This is a genomic window from Delftia acidovorans NBRC 14950, assembly GCF_001598795.1.
Taxonomy (GTDB): Bacteria; Pseudomonadota; Gammaproteobacteria; order Burkholderiales; family Burkholderiaceae_C; genus Comamonas; species Comamonas acidovorans.
This window is the reverse complement of the sequence record NZ_BCZP01000010.1, coordinates 72,014-89,293: the sequence shown is the minus strand read 5'-3', so window position 1 is coordinate 89,293 and position 17,280 is coordinate 72,014. Positions and strand designations below refer to the sequence as shown.

Annotated in this window: 14 protein-coding genes; 5 read left to right on the top strand and 9 right to left on the bottom strand. The window is 59.3% G+C overall.

Translation table 11 applies throughout. The features are described from left to right. Positions 1-4: 4 nt before the first annotated feature. From DA1_RS30445 to DA1_RS14960, 3 genes are read left to right on the top strand one after another with little or no spacing between them, the layout of a single operon-like run. Entirely contained in the window at positions 5-2,017 is a 2,013-nt protein-coding gene (locus DA1_RS30445) for a hypothetical protein (protein WP_155294167.1), read from the top strand. Positions 2,018-2,049: 32 nt separating this feature from the next. Then, on the top strand, positions 2,050-3,147 hold the full coding sequence (gene glf / locus DA1_RS14965) for a UDP-galactopyranose mutase (protein ID WP_230590700.1): 1,098 nt from the start codon (positions 2,050-2,052) through the stop codon (positions 3,145-3,147). A 7-nt stretch (positions 3,148-3,154) separates the two neighbouring features. Beyond that, complete coding sequence (locus tag DA1_RS14960; protein ID WP_198488078.1) at positions 3,155-4,303, top strand: glycosyltransferase family 4 protein; 1,149 nt, start codon at positions 3,155-3,157, stop codon at positions 4,301-4,303. A gap of 4 nt (positions 4,304-4,307) precedes the next feature. Here DA1_RS14960 and DA1_RS14955 read toward each other — a convergent pair whose 3' ends face one another. The 9 genes from DA1_RS14955 to sucC form a co-directional block, all read right to left on the bottom strand. Continuing rightward, positions 4,308-5,525 carry a glycosyltransferase gene (locus DA1_RS14955; protein ID WP_034389790.1) on the bottom strand — a complete coding sequence of 406 codons (1,218 nt, stop codon included), beginning with the start codon at positions 5,523-5,525 and terminating at the stop codon, positions 4,308-4,310. Next, positions 5,522-6,373, bottom strand: coding sequence for a glycosyltransferase family 2 protein (locus DA1_RS14950; RefSeq protein ID WP_034389791.1), 852 nt, complete (start codon positions 6,371-6,373; stop codon positions 5,522-5,524). Before DA1_RS14950 ends, DA1_RS14955 begins: the two co-directional genes overlap by 4 nt. After that, entirely contained in the window at positions 6,370-8,328 is a 1,959-nt protein-coding gene (locus DA1_RS14945; protein ID WP_174549395.1) for a tetratricopeptide repeat protein, read from the bottom strand. The genes DA1_RS14950 and DA1_RS14945 overlap by 4 nt, the downstream gene beginning before the upstream one ends. Positions 8,329-8,393: 65 nt before the next feature. Then, entirely contained in the window at positions 8,394-8,837 is a 444-nt protein-coding gene (locus DA1_RS14940; RefSeq protein WP_034389792.1) for a pilin, read from the bottom strand. 224 nt (positions 8,838-9,061) lie between these two features. Beyond that, on the bottom strand, positions 9,062-9,772 hold the full coding sequence (locus DA1_RS14935) for an FHA domain-containing protein (RefSeq protein WP_013804584.1): 711 nt from the start codon (positions 9,770-9,772) through the stop codon (positions 9,062-9,064). Positions 9,773-10,016: 244 nt separating this feature from the next. After that, the gene (locus DA1_RS14930; RefSeq protein ID WP_034389793.1) at positions 10,017-10,799 is read right to left on the bottom strand and encodes a PP2C family protein-serine/threonine phosphatase; all 783 of its coding nucleotides are present in this window, start codon (positions 10,797-10,799) and stop codon (positions 10,017-10,019) included. Positions 10,800-11,091: 292 nt separating this feature from the next. Next, positions 11,092-11,784 carry a TerC family protein gene (locus DA1_RS14925; RefSeq protein ID WP_013804582.1) on the bottom strand — a complete coding sequence of 231 codons (693 nt, stop codon included), beginning with the start codon at positions 11,782-11,784 and terminating at the stop codon, positions 11,092-11,094. A gap of 166 nt (positions 11,785-11,950) precedes the next feature. Beyond that, positions 11,951-12,844, bottom strand: coding sequence for a succinate--CoA ligase subunit alpha (sucD, locus tag DA1_RS14920; protein ID WP_012202800.1), 894 nt, complete (start codon positions 12,842-12,844; stop codon positions 11,951-11,953). Between the two features lie 20 nt (positions 12,845-12,864). Continuing rightward, positions 12,865-14,025: an ADP-forming succinate--CoA ligase subunit beta gene (gene sucC, locus DA1_RS14915; RefSeq protein WP_012202801.1), complete on the bottom strand. Its 1,161-nt coding sequence runs from the start codon at positions 14,023-14,025 to the stop codon at positions 12,865-12,867. A 436-nt stretch (positions 14,026-14,461) separates the two neighbouring features. On the opposite strand from sucC, the gene argC reads away from it, so the two are divergent. Together argC and DA1_RS14905 are read left to right on the top strand one after the other, a co-directional pair. Further along, positions 14,462-15,394, top strand: coding sequence for an N-acetyl-gamma-glutamyl-phosphate reductase (gene argC, locus DA1_RS14910; RefSeq protein WP_034389794.1), 933 nt, complete (start codon positions 14,462-14,464; stop codon positions 15,392-15,394). After that, entirely contained in the window at positions 15,391-17,277 is a 1,887-nt protein-coding gene (locus DA1_RS14905; protein WP_034389795.1) for a hypothetical protein, read from the top strand. The genes argC and DA1_RS14905 overlap by 4 nt, the downstream gene beginning before the upstream one ends. Positions 17,278-17,280: the final 3 nt, after the last annotated feature.

The window sequence follows — 17,280 nt, the reverse complement described above, 5'->3', positions numbered from 1 at the left end:
TTTCATGCCTGAATCCGATGAAATTAAAGTGTATAGCTTCGACGTTTTTGATACGTGTATTACTCGTAGCTATGCCAATCCCCGAGATATTTTTTACGTCCTCGGACATAAAATTTCCTCTTCTCACCTGAGCGAGGATGCAAGGCATAAATTTGCACGCAGATTTCAGAAAGCAAGAATTCGAGCGGAGAAAATTGTCAATCTTCTGGCGAAATGGAATGGCTCGGTAAGAACTGATATATTCTCGATCTATGAGGTGCTGCGCTATCTATTTAAGACAGGCATGAGTGTCAAGGAGCTAGTGCAAGTCGAAATTGATCTGGAGTGTGAATGCATTTATCCTGTTCCCGAAATCGTGAAAAGAATGGATTATATTCGTATCTCTGGCGGGAGAATCGTGTTGATATCTGACATGTATATTCCGGGAGACTTGCTTGCGCCAATATTAAAGCATCATGGAATCTTAAAAGATGATGATGTTTTATATGTCTCCTGTGATTACGGGAGGAGTAAGAGCTCTGGGGAGCTTTTTCCTCAAGTCTTGCTGAGTGAAAAAATAAATTCGAAGGAAATGCTCCATCTGGGGGATAATGTGCATTCAGACATATCCATGGCCAATGCAAATGATATAAGAGCCGATTATTTCAATGCTGCGCATTTAAGTAGATACGAGGAATTGATTTGTAAAGATGGTTCGCGGTTGGGCGTGAATAAATCGTGGGTTGCTGCTTTTTCTCGCCGCTGTAGATTGTCTGTTGGCAATGAATTTTCCCTCCACAAGGATTTCTCTGGAGTGGTTCAAAGCGCAATTATTCCATTTTTATTGGCATATGTAATATGGATAATAGAGCATGCAAAGATCAATGGTATAAAAAGGTTATACTTTGTTGCTAGGGATGGCGAAATTCTTTATAAGATGGCTCGGGAGTTATGCGCCACTGAAGAAGGTGTTGAGCCGCGGTATCTTCACGGATCGCGTCGTGCGTGGCTTGCTCCTTCAATCGGCCAGGATTCCTTGGATTGGCAGCGTTTGTTGATTGTTGCAGGAAATAGAAACTCTCCTGCAGATATAGTTGATCGGCTCGGGCTCGATGAATATGAAAAAGATCAAGTGCGGGGGATGCTGGGACTGAAAATGGATGAGTGGCATAGGGTAATGGATCTCGAGTCGGCTAATATCTTCTCCACTAATATTTTGAAAAATTATGGGGTCGCTGAGTTAATTAAAAAAGTTACTGGGAATAAACGCGAAGTCATGCGCCTCTATCTTGAAAAAATGGGGCTTTTCGATGATTCCGCCTGGGCGCTCGTTGACGCGGGTTGGTCCTTGAATAGTCAGGCAGCACTAAAGAGAGTATTGAATTATTATAGGCCCGGGTCAGATCCGAAAGGATATTATATTGGCCTGTCGAAAGATCACCTCTCAGAGGAAAAGGCGGGTCAATCCTTTGCATTCATTCAAAAATCTGGATCATTGCTTTCAAGAAGAAGAGTGATTGTCGAGCACTGTTTCTTACCGTCCATGCATGCGAGCACGATCGGCTACCAAGTGTTGGATGGAGAGGTCGTTCCGATACTTGGTGAAGAGATCAGAGGCAACGAAGAGCTTTTATATGCCCGCACCTTGCATGAAGCCGGGATTGCCTGCGCAAGGCTTGTCGCCAAAGAGCGCAGTATTTACAATGGAATTGCTAGGTCCAAATCTACGATTCTGGCTCTTGTCTCCGATTTTATCAGTAGGCCTGATAAAAATGATGTGAACTTTTTTACTCGCTTCGGTGTTATTACTGAAATGAGGCACGAAAAGAGTTTTATTAATCCGCTTTGCAGAGTTCTTGAGTGGAGCGATATAATTTCAATTGTGTTCATGACCATGTCAAAGCGGAGAACTTTCTTTTCCACTGGCTATATGTGGCTAGAAGGTTCGGCTGCAATCTCGACGTTACATATTCGACTTGTGGTAAAGGCCTTGTTATGGGTTGATTCCATAAAGAATAAGATCAAAGACAGGTCATAAAGCGGAAGGTTGATTGTATGCGAAGATATCCAATGCTTGTAGTTGGTGCTGGATTTGCGGGAAGTGTGGTGGCTCGTGAGATGGCAGAAGCCGGATATGCTGTCTTGCTCATTGACCAGCGGCCGCATATCGGTGGGAATGCTTACGACGAAACCGATAACCATTGCTTGCTTGTCCATCGGTACGGCCCCCATATATTCCATACCAATAGCGAGCGAGTGTTCAAGTACCTGTCTCGCTTCACTGCATGGCGCTCTTATGAACACCGTGTACTCGGTGTAGTCGATGGCAAGGCCTGCCCATTTCCCATCAACCGCGACACACTCAACCAGTTGTATGACCTTGAGTTGGACGAGGCAGGCGCGGCCTCCTTCTTCGAGCGCGTACGCGAACCGCGCGAACCAATACGCAGCAGCGAAGACGTCGTGCTCAACAGCGTGGGGCGCGATCTGTACGAGAAGTTCTTTCTCAACTACACACGCAAACAGTGGGGCATGGATCCCTCGCAACTGAAGGCCGGGGTGGCGGCACGCATTCCGGTGCGCACGAATACCGATGACCGGTATTTCACCGACGTTTTCCAGGCAATGCCTTTGCAGGGTTACACGCGCATGTTCGAGCGCATGCTCGACCATCCGAATATCCGTATTGAAATGGGCGTGAATTTTTCTGACGTGAAAATGCGTAGCGAGTTTTCCCATGTGGTTTACACAGGTCCCATTGATGCGTATTTTGACCATTGCTATGGACCTCTGCCGTACCGTTCACTGCGATTTGAACATGAACATCTGGCGGCAACGGAATGGTTGCAGCAGGTTGGAACGGTCAACTATCCCAATGACCATGCGTATACGCGTATCACGGAATTCAAGCATTTGACCGGCCAGCAGCATAGCGGTACGTCCATTGTGCGGGAGTACCCGCAAGCCGAAGGTGATCCCTACTATCCAATCCCCAGCGACGACAGCGAGGCGTTGTTCAAGCGCTATCAGGAGCTGGCAGAAGCCGAGACAGGTGTGACATTCGTGGGGCGGCTGGCCGAGTACCGTTACTACAACATGGACCAGGTCGTGGCGGCTGCACTGGCTGCAGCACAGCGTTTGTCGCAGCAGTTGATGGGCGGGGATTGAGCCTGCAATGGCAATGCGCATCGCTTTTCTATGTAAACGCCGCTATATGGGCAAGGATGTGATCCTTGACCGTTATGCGCGGCTCTATGAAATTCCTCGGCAACTTGCCCTGCTGGGGCACGAAGTACGCGGCTACTGCCTGGACTACCACACCAGGCAGGCAGATGCTGAGGTGTCTTGGCGGCATCAGACTGACGCAGGCAGTCTGTTATGGGCCAGCGAGTCGGTCCACGGGCTTTCCCTGCCACGGCTGGCACGATACCCGTGGCATCTGTTGGACCAGCTGAAGAGGTTTCGGCCGCAGGTGTTGGTGGGGGCATCCGATATTCCGCACGTGGCGCTGACCGGCTGGTTGGCCAGGCGTCTGGGCTTGCCTTATGCCGTGGATCTTTACGACAACTTCGAAGGCTTTGGCCAGGCGCGCATTCCCGGCTTTGTTCCGGCGCTTCGCAAGGCCACCCGCAATGCTTCGCTGGTTGTGACAACCAGCGAGCCGCTGCGGCAGATGGTCTTGAAGGACTATGGCGCCAAAGGGCAAGTCGTTTCCATGCCCAGTAGCGTCGATCTGCATATTTTCTGCCGAGGCGACAAATCGGAAGCACGCCGACGCCTGGGCTTGCCTGAAGATCTGGTGCTGATCGGCACGGCAGGAGGGTTGCACAAGGACAAAGGTGTGGAGCCGCTATACCGGGCATGGGCAAACATTGCTGCCCGGCATCCCACTGCACGCCTGGTTCTGGCCGGCCCTTATCGGCCCGAGCTACCCCCGCCGCAGGGAGATCGCGTCCATTACCTGGGCCATCTGGACCATGCCCAGGTGGCGGATCTGTTCCGCGCTCTGGATGTGGGCGTCATCTCCATTCTGGATACGCCGTTCGGACGCTACTGCTTCCCGCAGAAAGCCTATGAAATGCTGGCTTGCGGACTGAGCGTTGTGGTGGCTGACATCGGCGAGATGTCGGCGCTGTTCGCGCCCACGCCACAGATCATGTTTCCTCCGGGCGACGCCGACGGTCTGGTGCGAGCTTTGGAGCATCAACTGAGCATGCACGTGGATTCCAGGATTCCGGTACAGGGCTGGCCGGATCTGATTGCGGGCATAGAGCCTATTTTGCTGCTGATGGCAGAGCAAAGCACTGCCTTGGGTCGCGGCTAATGGTCTAGTGGCAGGCCTGCTTCAGCAACTGACTGTAGCGAACCGCCACATGCTCCCAGCCCAGCCGTTCCAGCAGTGCTGCGCGCATGGCCAGTGCTTGCTTGCCCGCGTTCTCGGGTGCTTGCAGGCGGCCCAGAATTGCCGCTGTCAATGCGCCGTTGTCACGGGGATCTACCATGCATTCTTGTGCATGTGGCCCGAAGATATCCTGTAGGCCTTCCACATTGCCCGCAACGGCCGGGCAGCCGCAGGCCACAGCTTCCATGAGTGCCACGGGCAATCCTTCCTGATCGCCGGACTCGGCTCGCACAAAGGGCGCCACAAACAGTGCCGCGCTCTGATAAAGCTGCGGTAAGTCTTTCTGGGCCACTGCGCCCAGAAAGCGAACACTTTGCTGCAGACCAAGTTCCACTACCCTGTCTTTGAGTTGTCCTTCATCAGGCCCGAAACCTGCGATTGTCAAATGCAGATCGGGCCGGGCCCGGAGCAGCGCAGGCAAGGCGTCAAGCAGATAACGCAGTCCCTTTTTTTCTACCAGTCGCCCTACGAACAGCAGCTCGTTGCGTGTCCGCAGGGCTGCATTGCCTGGTACGAAGCGCTTTGCCATGTCCACGCCCATCGGCACGACAGAGACTTTTTCCGTGTCTCCCCCCAGCTGTCCCACTGCCGCACGCATGGCTGTGCTGACTACGGTCGCGGAATGGGCACGGTGCAGCACCATGCGTTTGAGCGCCTGCAATGGCCCGCCTCGCAGCGCATACAGATCGGCTCCATGGGAGGTGACGACAAAGGACGGCCTGGATCCCGGCAAGCGCTTCAGCATGGCTGCGATAAGGCCTTGGGGGATCAGCCAGTGCGCGTGGATTGATGCAATCCGGTGTTGTCGGCATAGCCTCCAAGCCTGCCAGGCTTGCATCAGCACAAAGCTTGGCACCAGCAACAGCTTCCAGCGGTGATTGCGCAGGTTGGTCACAATGCCGCCGTTGTTCACCAGCGTCTGCAGGCGCTCCGGGGCATAGCGGTAGCGAATGACTTCCACGCCATCCATGGATTCGGTTGGCTTGGCTCCCGCTGCATGAGGGCAGAGCACTATGACACGGAAGTCTGAGCAGAGCCTGCGTGACAGCTCATGAACAAAGCCTGGCTCCGGGTCGTCTGTCCATCGCGGGTATGTAGAAGCCAGTACAAGCAGAACTGGCTTGGGGCTGGATACGCTGTTCACTTGCGGTCCTGATACATCAGCGCGGTGATCTGTTCGGAGATCAGTCCCATCAGAAATACCATGACGCTACCACTGTAGAGCAGAGCGCTCATGTTCGTGAAGCGGCCCTGGTGCCACCAGGTCCAGCCGTACCAGCCCGAAGCCAGTAGGAACATGCTCAAGGCAACCGGAGCGAAAATCTTCAGCGGCGAGAACAGGGTGCCGATCTTGAAAATGATCAGCAGGAAGCGTGCCCCATCTCGAAGCAAACGGATATGGCTTGTACCGATACGGGGCGCTGCATGTATGGGAATGTAGGCTACCGAGTAGCCAGCACGAAAGAATGCCATCGTGCTGGTGGTCGGGTAGGAGAATCCATTGGGCAGCAAGTAGAGGAATTCGCGAAATTTGCTGGTACGAACGGCGCGGAAACCGGAGGTGAGGTCTTCTACGCGGTGGCCTGTCATCCAGGTGGCAAGCCTGTTGTACAAGCCATTGGCCAATCCACGCCCTATACTGGCCTGGGAGCCTTTTTGCCTGGCGCCGACGACCAGGTCGTTGCCTTGCTCCATTTTCTCCAGCAGCCTTGAAATGTCGGCGGGATCGTGCTGCCCATCGGCATCCATGAAGACAATCACGTCACCATCGGCTGCGCGGGCGCCGGTCTTGATCGCTGCACCATTGCCTTTGCTATAGGGGTGTTGCACGACCCAGGCACCTGCCTGTTCGGCAATCTGGGCGGTATCGTCGGTGGAGCCGTCATTGACTACGATGATCTCGGCGTCTGGCATGCATTCTCTGACCCGGCGAACGGTCAGACCCACGCTCAGCGCCTCATTCTTGGCGGGCAGCACTATGCTGATCTTCATGGTTTGGCTTTCTTGTCGGATTCCTGTGTGGCGGCTTGCAAGTCCTCCTCCAGCGCTTGCCGCAGGCGTGCTATCTCCATGTCGTAGCCTGCTCTCGATCGTCTCATTGTCCTGTCAGGTTGTGTCCCATAGACTTCCTGGGCCACTTCCAGCAGTTGCAGCCCTTCACGGGGGCGGCCAGAACTTCCCATGTGTGCCACCATGGATAGCGCTGCCTCAATGTCCCGGTATCCCCTGATAGCTTCGATGAGCTGTGCCTGGGCCTCTTCGTAGTGGCCCAGGGACGTCAACAGCAGACCCCGCAAATAAGGCTCCATCCGATTGAATAAGGGCACAGCGGTGTACTGTGGCAGTGACTGCATCAGGCTCAGCATGGCCAGAGTCTCGCGCTGATAGTCGGCGCGGGCCTGCCGCTCCACGAGAGTTTCTGTCAGCATGCGCATACCCATTACAGTCTGCGCATCGAAGCGCTGGTGGGGCAGCAGCTGCCTAACGCGATCAAAGTCCTGCCCCGTTGCCTCTTGGCGCAGCACCTTTTGCAGCAACCATTGCATGGTCAGCAGCGAACTTTGAGGCAGGCGCTTCGTTGCAGATTCCAGCAGGCGAAAGCCTTCGTCAACCTGACCATTCTGAAAAAGGCGTATGGCGAGATGGTTCTGGGCTCTTGCTGATTCAGGCGTACTGGCTGCCCAGTAATTCTGCAGGGCTTCGGTGTCGGCCCAGAGGCTGGCGCGCTGCCAAGTAAGAGCGGCGAGCATGGTCAGGGTTGCGATCAGTGTGGCGGAGGCGATGAACCGACTTCTTTTCTCTGCCACCCAGAGCAGTCCCATGACCACCGGTAGGAAGAGAAAGAGCGCGGCACCGTAGTTGCGATGCTCGAAATAAAGCTCAAGTCCGACGACAGTGGATTCAATAAGGTGGGACGCAAAAAAGAAAAGAATCCCTAGCGCAAAATAGGGCGAGCGCTTGCGCAGTCTTATGGCCACCAATATCAGAGCGGCAATACCCAAAAGGCTAAGTATGGTGGTCCACGGGTGCAGCAGACCGGTGGAAATGACATAGCCATCTTGGAACAGTCCTCGTCCCTCGATGCGCGGTATATAGAGATGGAACAGGTATTCCCAAAGAATGCGAGGTTCTGTAAGGAGACGCTCTATCTGGTTGAAGGGGCGTGTAGGCCAAGCTTGCGGGGAGAGATTGATTTCCCTGGACAAAGCCCAGGTCACGGCCAAACTGGGCAGCCAAAGAAAGACTAGGCGCCAGCGCCAGTCGGGTCGTGCTGGAGAGTGGGCGGAGCTCACCATGCGGGAGGGCAGGCAGCATTCAGTCACCAAGGCCAGCAGCGGCAGCAGAATGCCGTTTTCCTTGCTCAGCGCAGCCAGCAACGTGCCAAGAGCAAGAGAAATCGACATCCACAGGTAGGCAGAGACTTTGCGTCGCCGCAAAAGCAACCTGCCGTGAAGGTAGCCGGCCAGCCCTGCCAGCATAAAGAGCGTGGCCAACTGAGCCATACGTTGCACCACATAGAGCGTGGTGGACACCATATAGGGATGCAGCAGCCAGAAGGCCATGTTGAGCACCGCACCCCAGCGGGCTCGACCTTCGGAGACTCCGAATAAGCGCAACAGATTCAGCGTGGCCCAGCACAACAGCAGACCTGTAAGAAGGTGCAGCCACAGATTGGTAAGTTTGAAGGAGCCGGGCTGGCTGGGCCAGAAATTGTCGTCGAGCAAAAAGCTGGCCAGCGCAATGGGGCGGCCAAGGGGGCCTGCGGACCCGCTCAGGATAAAGGACTTGAAAGTATCCCAGTTGCTGATTCCGCCCTGCGCGCCCATGGGTGAAAGATTGGGCGCGTCGTCGAAAAGAAAGCCACCTTGGAGCCCCGGGTGGTAAACGGCAAATGTGACCAGCAAGACCAGCCAGAAGACTGCGATCCAAGCGTTTCTGCGCAGCAAGCGAAATCCCTCAAAAGAAAAATGCCCGCTTGCGCGGGCAGATTCATGCCATCAGGCAGAACGGATTAGCTCTGGCGGCAGTTGGCCGGCAGGTACTTGGCATCCACAGGGTTGGCGGCAGGGCGCTTGCACTTCCAGTCCACGGCACCGACAACCGACAGAGCCGAGAGCACCAGCTTGTCATTGCCGCTAGCAACGCCAGAGCCGGAAGAGCCTGTCTTGTATGTGATGGTAATCAAGCCATCTTGAATGGTGATGCCGCTCACATACTTTGTGTTGGGGGAAGTGTAGCCAGCAGCAGCGCTGGTGGCGGGCCAGGTGCCTTGGCTCAGACGGTGCTCCGAGACGGCGGTCTTGGCAGAGGCTGCCAGGGTCAGGCCTTCCGACACTTTGGAACGCACCGTGTAATCCTGATAAGCCGGCAGCGCAACGGCTGCCAAAATGCCGATGATCGCCACAACGATCATCAATTCGATCAAGGTAAAACCTTGCTGGATGGAACGCTTCATGAACTTCTCCTCATAGGGGGTTGATTGCATGCTCTGTCGAGCAAGAGCCGTGCCAGTCGCGCCTTGAGGCCAAGGTTCGCGCATGTGTATTGTTTGGTTGCAAATTACACGGTTGGCCGACATTCTCTGACAAATCGATCCAATTTTGCGTGACATTTTTGTCAAGGATGGGGCGCTTTCCAACGAAGCAACAGCGAACCTTGTCAGTGGATCAAGAGGGTCCCTCACGCCACCAGGAACTGCATCTGCGTACCTGCCAGTTCCACCGTGTCGCCATGTTGCAGCGGCATGGCACGGCGGCCGATTTCCTGGCCGTTGAGCTTGAGGCTGGGGGAGTCGCCTTCCAGCTGGGCCAGCACGAAGCCGTGGTGCTTCTGGGTGATGGAGGCGACCGCCACGCCGGGCTTGCCCAGGGTGGTGACGACTTTGACCAGTGGTACTTCGCGGCCGGCGGCGTTGCCGTTGAGCATGCGGATGGCAGCCTGGCGTGTGGCCAGGCCGGCCATCGAAGGCGGCAGGGTGTGGTCGAAGCCTGAGGGGGTCTGGGTGCTGAACTGCGATGGCAGGTCTTCCGCCAAGGGGGCTGGGCGGGTTGCCTCGACTGCGGCGGCGATGGCGGCCAGGGCCGAGCGTGAGGACGCGCTGACCTGCTGTTGCACGAAGCGGATCTTGTACTTGCCGATGTCCAGCAGGTCGCCGTGGTTCAGGGTCTGCCGCAGTATGGGCTGGCCGTTGACATAGGTGCCGTTGGTGCTGCGCAGGTCTTCGATGATGACGGTGCCGTCGACGATGCTGAGAACGGCGTGCTCGCCGCTGACGGCGAGGTTGTCGATCACGATGTCGTTGTAGGGGCGGCGTCCCAGCGTGGTGCGCTCCTTGGCCAGCTGCACTTCCTTGATGACGGCGCCGTCGATGGAGATGACCAGGGTCGGCATGCTCAAAGTTCCTTTGTTATGCCCGGCTTGCACCATCCACTGGGCGATCCGGAGCTGGGGTGTATCCAAATATTATGTCTGCGGCCTGCGCGCGCCGAGGTCTGCCATCGTATTTGATACAGACTATGGATTGTCTTTTCCTGATTGTTGGATTTGCAATCATTTTTAACAATTGGAACCTGCAAGGGCGGTGCAGGCAAGCGCGTCCATCGGTTGGGATCTGCCGTCGATCGCTGTGTGGGGCTCAATCGAGGGAAGTGCTGGCTGCAGGGGGCGGGCCGGCCTGTATCTCGATCAGCGCCGCGCTGATGTTGTCGTTTCCGCCGGCTTCATTGGCGGCAGCGAGCAGCGAGGTCAGCAAGACGGGCAGCGGGCTGGATTGGGTGAACAGGGCGGCGATGGCTTGGTCATCGAGCATGTCGGTGAGGCCGTCGGAGCACAGCAGGATGCGGTCGCCGGGTTGCAGCGGCCACTCATTGAAATCGGGCGTGACGTCCGGCGTGACGCCCAGGGCCTGGGTGAGCAGGTGGCCCAGGCCGGATTGCCGGGCTTCGTGGTCCTGGATGCGGCCTGCGTCGATTTCTTCCTGGAGCCAGGTGTGGTCTCGGGTGAGGCGCAGCAGTTGACCCTCGCGCCAGCCGTAGGCCCGCGAGTCGCCAAGGTGGGCGAGCATCAGCAGGCCTGGCAGCAGGGCTGCGGCAATGATGGTGGTGCCCATGCCGCGGCAGCCCGGTGTTTCCCGGGCGGCTGTAAGAATGGCGGCGTTGGCCAGGTTCAAGGCATTGGCCAGTGACTGCTGCAATTCCTTGCGGGCTTGTGGAGTGTTGGCTGCCGGTGCCTCGGTGGCTACGCTTTGCAGTGCCACTGAGACCAGGCTGATGGCCATGGCGCTGGCGACTTCGCCAGCGTTGTAGCCGCCCATGCCATCGGCCAGCACCGCAATGGGCCAGGGCTGGGCGCTGGGGTGGATGGTGACCGCATCCTCGTTGTTGTCACGGCGCCGGCCCACATCGGTGCGCGCAACCATGGCGCAGTGTTGCGCAGGGACTGCCTGTCGGCAGGGCTGGTCCGGGGTCTTGGGTGCGCTGGGCATGGTGGCGAAGGGCGGGCGCGGCGGTGTTGCCATCAGTCCCTGTGTGCAGATGCAATGGTGAAGCCGGTGCACAGCGTAAATGAAAACAGTGCCCCCAAGTGCCAAGAATGGGCCGGCGTAGCGGCTCGTCAGCTTGACGCCACATCAAGAACGGACCCTCACAAAGCAAAAACGCACTGCCGAGGCAGTGCGTTGTGGAGGTGGCGAGGAGCCGCCTGCGGCGGTATCAGGCCTGTGCCGCGTGCTTGGCGCCGGAGCGTGACTGCAGGAGCTTGCCAATGCCGACGACCAGCACGGCACCGGCGGCAGCCGCCACGTAGTGCAGCCAGGGGTGGCTGATGGCGTAGTCGTGCAGCAGGCGGTCGTTGACGATGGTTTCTCCGCCGACCCAGCCGATCAGGGCAGCGCCCAGCGTGATGATGACGGGGAAGCGCTCCATGAGCTTGATCATCAGCGTGGAGCCGAAGATCACCAGCGGGATGCTGATGGCCAAGCCCAGGATCAGCAGGACCATGTTGCCTTGCGCCGTGGCGGCCACGGCAATCACGTTGTCCAGGCTCATCACCAGGTCGGCGATCAGGATGGTGCGGATGGCGACCATCATGCTGCCGTGTCCCTTGGATTCGCCTTCATCATCTTCTTCGCCGGTCAGCAGTTGCAGGCCGATCCACAGCAGCAGGCAGCCGCCCACGATCTGCAGGAAGGACAGCTCCAGCAGCTTGGCCGCGACCACGGTCAGGATGATCCGCAGCACCACGGCGGCGCCGGAGCCGAACATGACGGCTTTCTTTTGCTGTGCGGGGGGCAGCGAGCGTGCTGCGAGGGCGATGACGACGGCGTTGTCGCCAGACAGAATGATGTTGATCCAGACGATCTTCAACAGGCCGATCCAGAAATCGGCGCTTTGCAGGTATTCCATGGTTTCTCCACTGTTATGAGTTGAAAAGCGCCAGGGCGGTGGCCTCTGGCGCTTTTTCTTTTTTGGAGTCGTCAGTGTAGGGCGGACTTGCCGCCTTACCGATTCGTAATTCTGCGTAATTTTTTCCTGGGGCGAACCCCAGGATGTCACGCAGAACCGGTGTCGCTTAGATCAGGCCCTTGAGCAGGCGACCCATTTCGGAAGGATTGCGGGTGATGACGAAACCGCACTCTTCCATGATGGCCAGCTTGGCGTCGGCCGTGTCGGCACCGCCGGAGATCAGCGCGCCGGCGTGGCCCATGCGCTTGCCGGGAGGGGCGGTGACACCAGCGATGAAGCCGACGATCGGCTTCTTCATGTTGTCCTTGCACCAGCGGGCAGCTTCGGCTTCGTCGGGACCGCCGATTTCGCCGATCATGATGACGGCGTCGGTGTCGGGATCGTCGTTGAAGGCCTTCATCACGTCGATGTGCTTGAGACCGTTGATCGGGTCACCGCCGATGCCCACGGCCGACGACTGGCCAATGCCCAGTTCGGTCAGCTGTGCCACGGCTTCATAGGTCAGCGTGCCGGAGCGGCTGACCACGCCGATGCGGCCCTTCTTGTGGATGTGGCCGGGCATGATGCCGATCTTGATCTCGTCGGGCGTGATCAGGCCGGGGCAGTTGGGGCCCAGCAGCAGGGTGCGCTTGCCGCCTGCGGCTTCCTTGGCGCGCATCTTGTTGCGCACTTCCAGCATGTCACGGACGGGGATGCCTTCGGTGATGCAGATGGCCAGGTCCAGGTCTGCTTCCACGGCTTCCCAGATCGCGGCGGCAGCGCCTGCGGGGGGAACGTAGATCACGGAGACCGTGGCGCCCGTGCCTTGCGCGGCTTCCTTGACGGAGGCGTAGATTGGCACGTCGAAGATCTTTTCGCCGGCCTTCTTGGGGTTCACACCGGCCACGAAGCAGTTCTTGCCGTTCGCGTATTCAATGCACTTTTCAGTGTGGAACTGGCCCGTCTTGCCCGTGATGCCTTGGGTGATGACCTTGGTGTCTTTGTTGATGTAGATCGACATGGTGTTTTCTCCGGGCCTGCTTACTTGACGGCTTCGACGATCTTGGTGGCCGCTTCGGCCATCGTGTCGGCGCTGATGATGGGCAGGCCGGACTCGGCCAGCATCTTCTTGCCCAGTTCTTCGTTCGTGCCCTTCATGCGCACGACCAGGGGCACTTGCAGGTTCACGGCCTTGCAGGCAGTGATCACGCCGGTGGCGATGGTGTCGCACTTCATGATGCCGCCGAAGATGTTGACCAGAATGCCTTCGACCTTGGGGTTCTTGAGCATGATCTTGAAGGCTTCGGTGACCTTCTCGGGGGTGGCGCCGCCGCCCACGTCCAGGAAGTTGGCCGGCTCGCCGCCGAACAGCTTGATGGTGTCCATGGTGGCCATGGCCAGACCTGCACCGTTGACCAGGCAGCCGATGTTGCCGTCCAGCGAGATGTAGGCCAGATCGAACTTGGAGGCTTCGACTTCAGCGGGATCTTCTTCGTCCAGGTCGCGCAGGGCCACGATTTCGGGCAGGCGGAACAGGGCGTTGGCGTCGAAGTTGAACTTCGCGTCCAGGGCAACCACGTTGCCCTTGCTGTCACGGTTCAGCGGGTTGATCTCGACCAGCGAGGCATCCGTGTCCATGTAGCACTTGTAGAGCTTCTGGCAGATGTCGATGAACTGGGCGGTGGAGTCGGCAGGCATGCCGATGCCCTTGGCCAGTTCTTCGCCTTGCGCCTGGGTCAGGCCGACCAGGGGATCAACGAAGATGGTGATGATCTTCTCGGGAGTGGAGTGGGCCACTTCCTCGATGTCCATGCCGCCTTCGCTGGAAGCGATGAAGGCCACCTTCTGCGTGCCGCGATCGGTCACGCACGACAGGTAGTATTCCTTCTGGATGTCGGCGCCGTCTTCGATGTACAGGCGGCGGACCTTCTGGCCTTCGGGGCCGGTCTGGTGCGTGACCAGCTGCATGCCCAGGATCTGGCCAGCCAGTGCCTTGACGTCGTCAATGCTCTTGGCAACCTTCACGCCGCCGCCCTTGCCGCGACCACCAGCGTGGATCTGGGCCTTCACGACCCACACGGGGCCGCCGAGCTTCTGGGCGGCCTCGACGGCCTCTTGCACTGTGAACGCAGGGATACCGCGAGGTACAGGCACACCAAACTGACGCAAGATGTCCTTGCCTTGGTATTCATGAATCTTCATGATGTCTCTCTCAAACAAATAGGGGGGGATTGACCCGGTAGCCCTGGGGTGCTGCCTCAAGGCGGAGTGACCTGGCAATCGCCGAATGTACCATGCTGCACTGCGCCATCCGACACGCCCCCATGCGCAGAATCCACAATTTCCTGCGGGCCAAGCAGCATGCCAGGAACTGTGCAATGCATTGATATGTCAGGGAAAAGACGGTTTCCCGACATTTCTTTCAGGCACCACAGCTCTTTTGTCTTATAGAGGATCTGCAGACGGCGCTGCCCGCCGTTTGTAACAGGCGCATGTCAGCGCGCCCTTGATCGCCACTGCCAACCGTTTTGCGACAACGGGCGCAGGGGGACCCGGTTTCGGTGAGAATCCGCAGCTGGAACGCGGCAATGGTGCCGCAGCGGCTCCAGGAGGGCCGCGCAGCAGGAGAAATACAGCGATGGCAAAAGTCTTTATCGATGGCGAAGCAGGCACGACAGGGCTGCAGATCCGTGAGCGTCTGGTCGATCTGTCCGGCGTGGAGCTGGTCAGCATTGCCCCCGAGCTGCGAAAGGATCCTGCCGCCAAGCGTGCGCTGATCGCCGGCGTGGACTTGGTCATCCTGTGCCTGCATGACGATGCCGCGCGCGAGACCGTGGCCATGGTCGATTCCATCGAGGCCGAGACCGGCCGCACCATCAAGATCATCGATGCATCCACGGCCCACCGTGTGGCGCCCGACTGGGTGTATGGCTTTCCGGAGCTGCGTGCCGGCCAGCTTGAGGCGGTCAAGACTGCCAAGCGCGTGTCCAACCCCGGCTGCTATGCGACGGGAGCCATCGCGCTGCTGCACCCGCTGGTTGCCGCGGGCCTCATCCCCGCCGACCATGGCCTGAGCCTGCCCTCGGTGTCCGGCTATTCGGGCGGCGGCCGCAGCATGATCGAAGCCTATGAGGCCGGCACGGCCGCGCCTTACGAGGCCTACGCGCTGGGCCTGACGCACAAGCACATTCCCGAGATCCTGCAATACACCGGCCTGACGCGCCGCCCGGTGTTCATTCCCGCCGTGGGCAATTTCCGCCAGGGCATGCTGGTGCAGCTGCCGCTGCATCTGGACCTGCTGCCGGGCGCGCCCAAGGCGGCCGACCTGCACGATGCGCTGGCCTCCCACTACGCGGCCACCAACACGCCGGAGCAATGGGTGTCGGTGCTGCCGCCGACCGAGGACATGAAGCTGGCCGCCGACACGCTGACGGACACCAACAAGCTGGAGCTGCGCGTGTTCGCCAATGAGCAGTACCGCCAGGCCGTGCTGATCGCCCGTTTGGACAACCTGGGCAAGGGCGCCAGCGGCGCCGCCGTGCAGAACCTGCAGATCATGCTGGGCCTGTGAGCCCGGCCACGCCACCGTCCGCGTCCCTGCCCGGCCGGCGCAGTCCGGTCTGGGGCCATGTCCTGGCCCTGGCCGTGCTGTGCCTGCTGGTCGTTGTGTTTGCCTGGAAGATGCGGCCGGCATTGCCGTCTTCATCGCGCCTGCTGCTCAGTCCGCTGCTGGGCAATATGGAGGCCTGTCTGGTGCAGGACGGGCTGCGCGAGGATTTTCCCAAGGAATTTCAGCAGATACCCGCCAGTTGCCTGGGTCCGCAGGGCTCGGCCGCAGAAATGGTGAAAGCCACGCTGCAGCGCCTGGGCCGGCCCCAGGGTGAACTGGACCTGGGCTATACGCTCAGCGTGCCGCTGCTGCGCTATGTGCAGTGGAATGGCCAGGCCTGGGAAGTCCGGGGCGAGGCGCTGGACCGCGTGGTGCGCACGGTGGCGCAGGCGCACCGGCCCGTGGTGCTGTATCTGTTCGCCACGCATTTCGAGGTGCACTCCAAGGCCGAGGAGCGCTTGGCCGCCGATCCCGCCAATCTTGCGTGGACACCCAAGGGGCCGCTGCCGCTGGACAGCTATCTGGGCGCGCGCATCTTCCCGTGGTCGGTCGCGCGGCAGGACAACGAAGTCACGCGCGTGCGCAAACTGGTCGTCGATGCCCTGGCCGAGCGCATGTGCGCCGCAGGCGATGCCGCCATGCACCAGCTGCGCGCCCTCACCGTGCTGGGCGAGACGCACCAGCTGTTTCCGGGGTTCGAGGCCGGCATGGGGTTCGCGGCCGAAGGCTATGCGGTCACCGACTACAGCCCGGCCTCCGTGGCGGGCTTCCATGCATTCCTGCGCCAGCGCTATGGCGACATCGCGCGGCTCAATGCCCATCTGAAGTCCGGCTTTGACAGCTTCGACGCGGTCGAGCCGCCGTCGCGCAACATCCGCAGCGAGCCGCTGCAGAACTTCTTCCAGCACATCGACAGCTATGCAGCCGGCACCGTGCCCGTGTCCGGCTGGGTCCACTCGCCCGATGCGAAGCTGCAAAAGCAGCTGGCCGTGGCCGTCTTCGTGGACGGGCATCCTTACTCGCACGCCCCCGTGCACATGCACCGCCAGGACGTGGCACAGGCCAAGCCCGGGTTCCTCACGCCCGATGTGGGCTGGCGTGCCGACATCCGCTATCCGGCGCTGGGCGAGGGCCTGCACCGCATCGATGTGGTACTGCAGGCCGGTGGACGCAGCCTGGGCCTGCTGGCCACGCGCCAGATCGCCGTGATGGACCGCAACCAGGGCGAGCCCAGGCCCCATGCCGCCGAGGCCTTGCCCGACTTCGGCAAGCTGCCGGACGGCGTGGAATTCTGGGTGGACAGCCCGCAGGACCGGCTGGCGCTGTTCTACAACCCGCTGGTCACGGACTGGAACGATTTCCGCGAGCAGCAGGTGGCCGACTACATCCAGGGCTTTTCCGAGCACATCGGCCACGGCTGCCTGGGCCGGGTTCCTCGCTTTGCCCACCAGCTCAACCCCCATGCGAATCCGAGCTGGGATGCCAACCGCTACGCCGTGGAGCGCAGCCTGCAGCGCATGCCGGGGCTGTCCCTGGGTGTCAGCCTGTACGGCGAAGATGCCTACGGCCCGCTGGTCGGCCAGATGCTGCGCCGCTATGGCCACACGGCCTATGGCGTGACGGAGTTCCATCCGCTGGTGGCCCTGTCGCCGCAGCGGCTGGAGAAAGTGCTGACCATGCACCGCCGTCAGGGCGCGCGCTTCCTGTCCTTCTTCATGGAAGCCCGGCCCGAGGATGCGACGGGAACGCAGTCCAGCAACGAGTTCTCGTTCGATGCGGACAACACCGCGCATGGCTCGGATGCGCTGTACCACTCGCTGCGCCAGCTGCTGCAGCCGCACTGATCT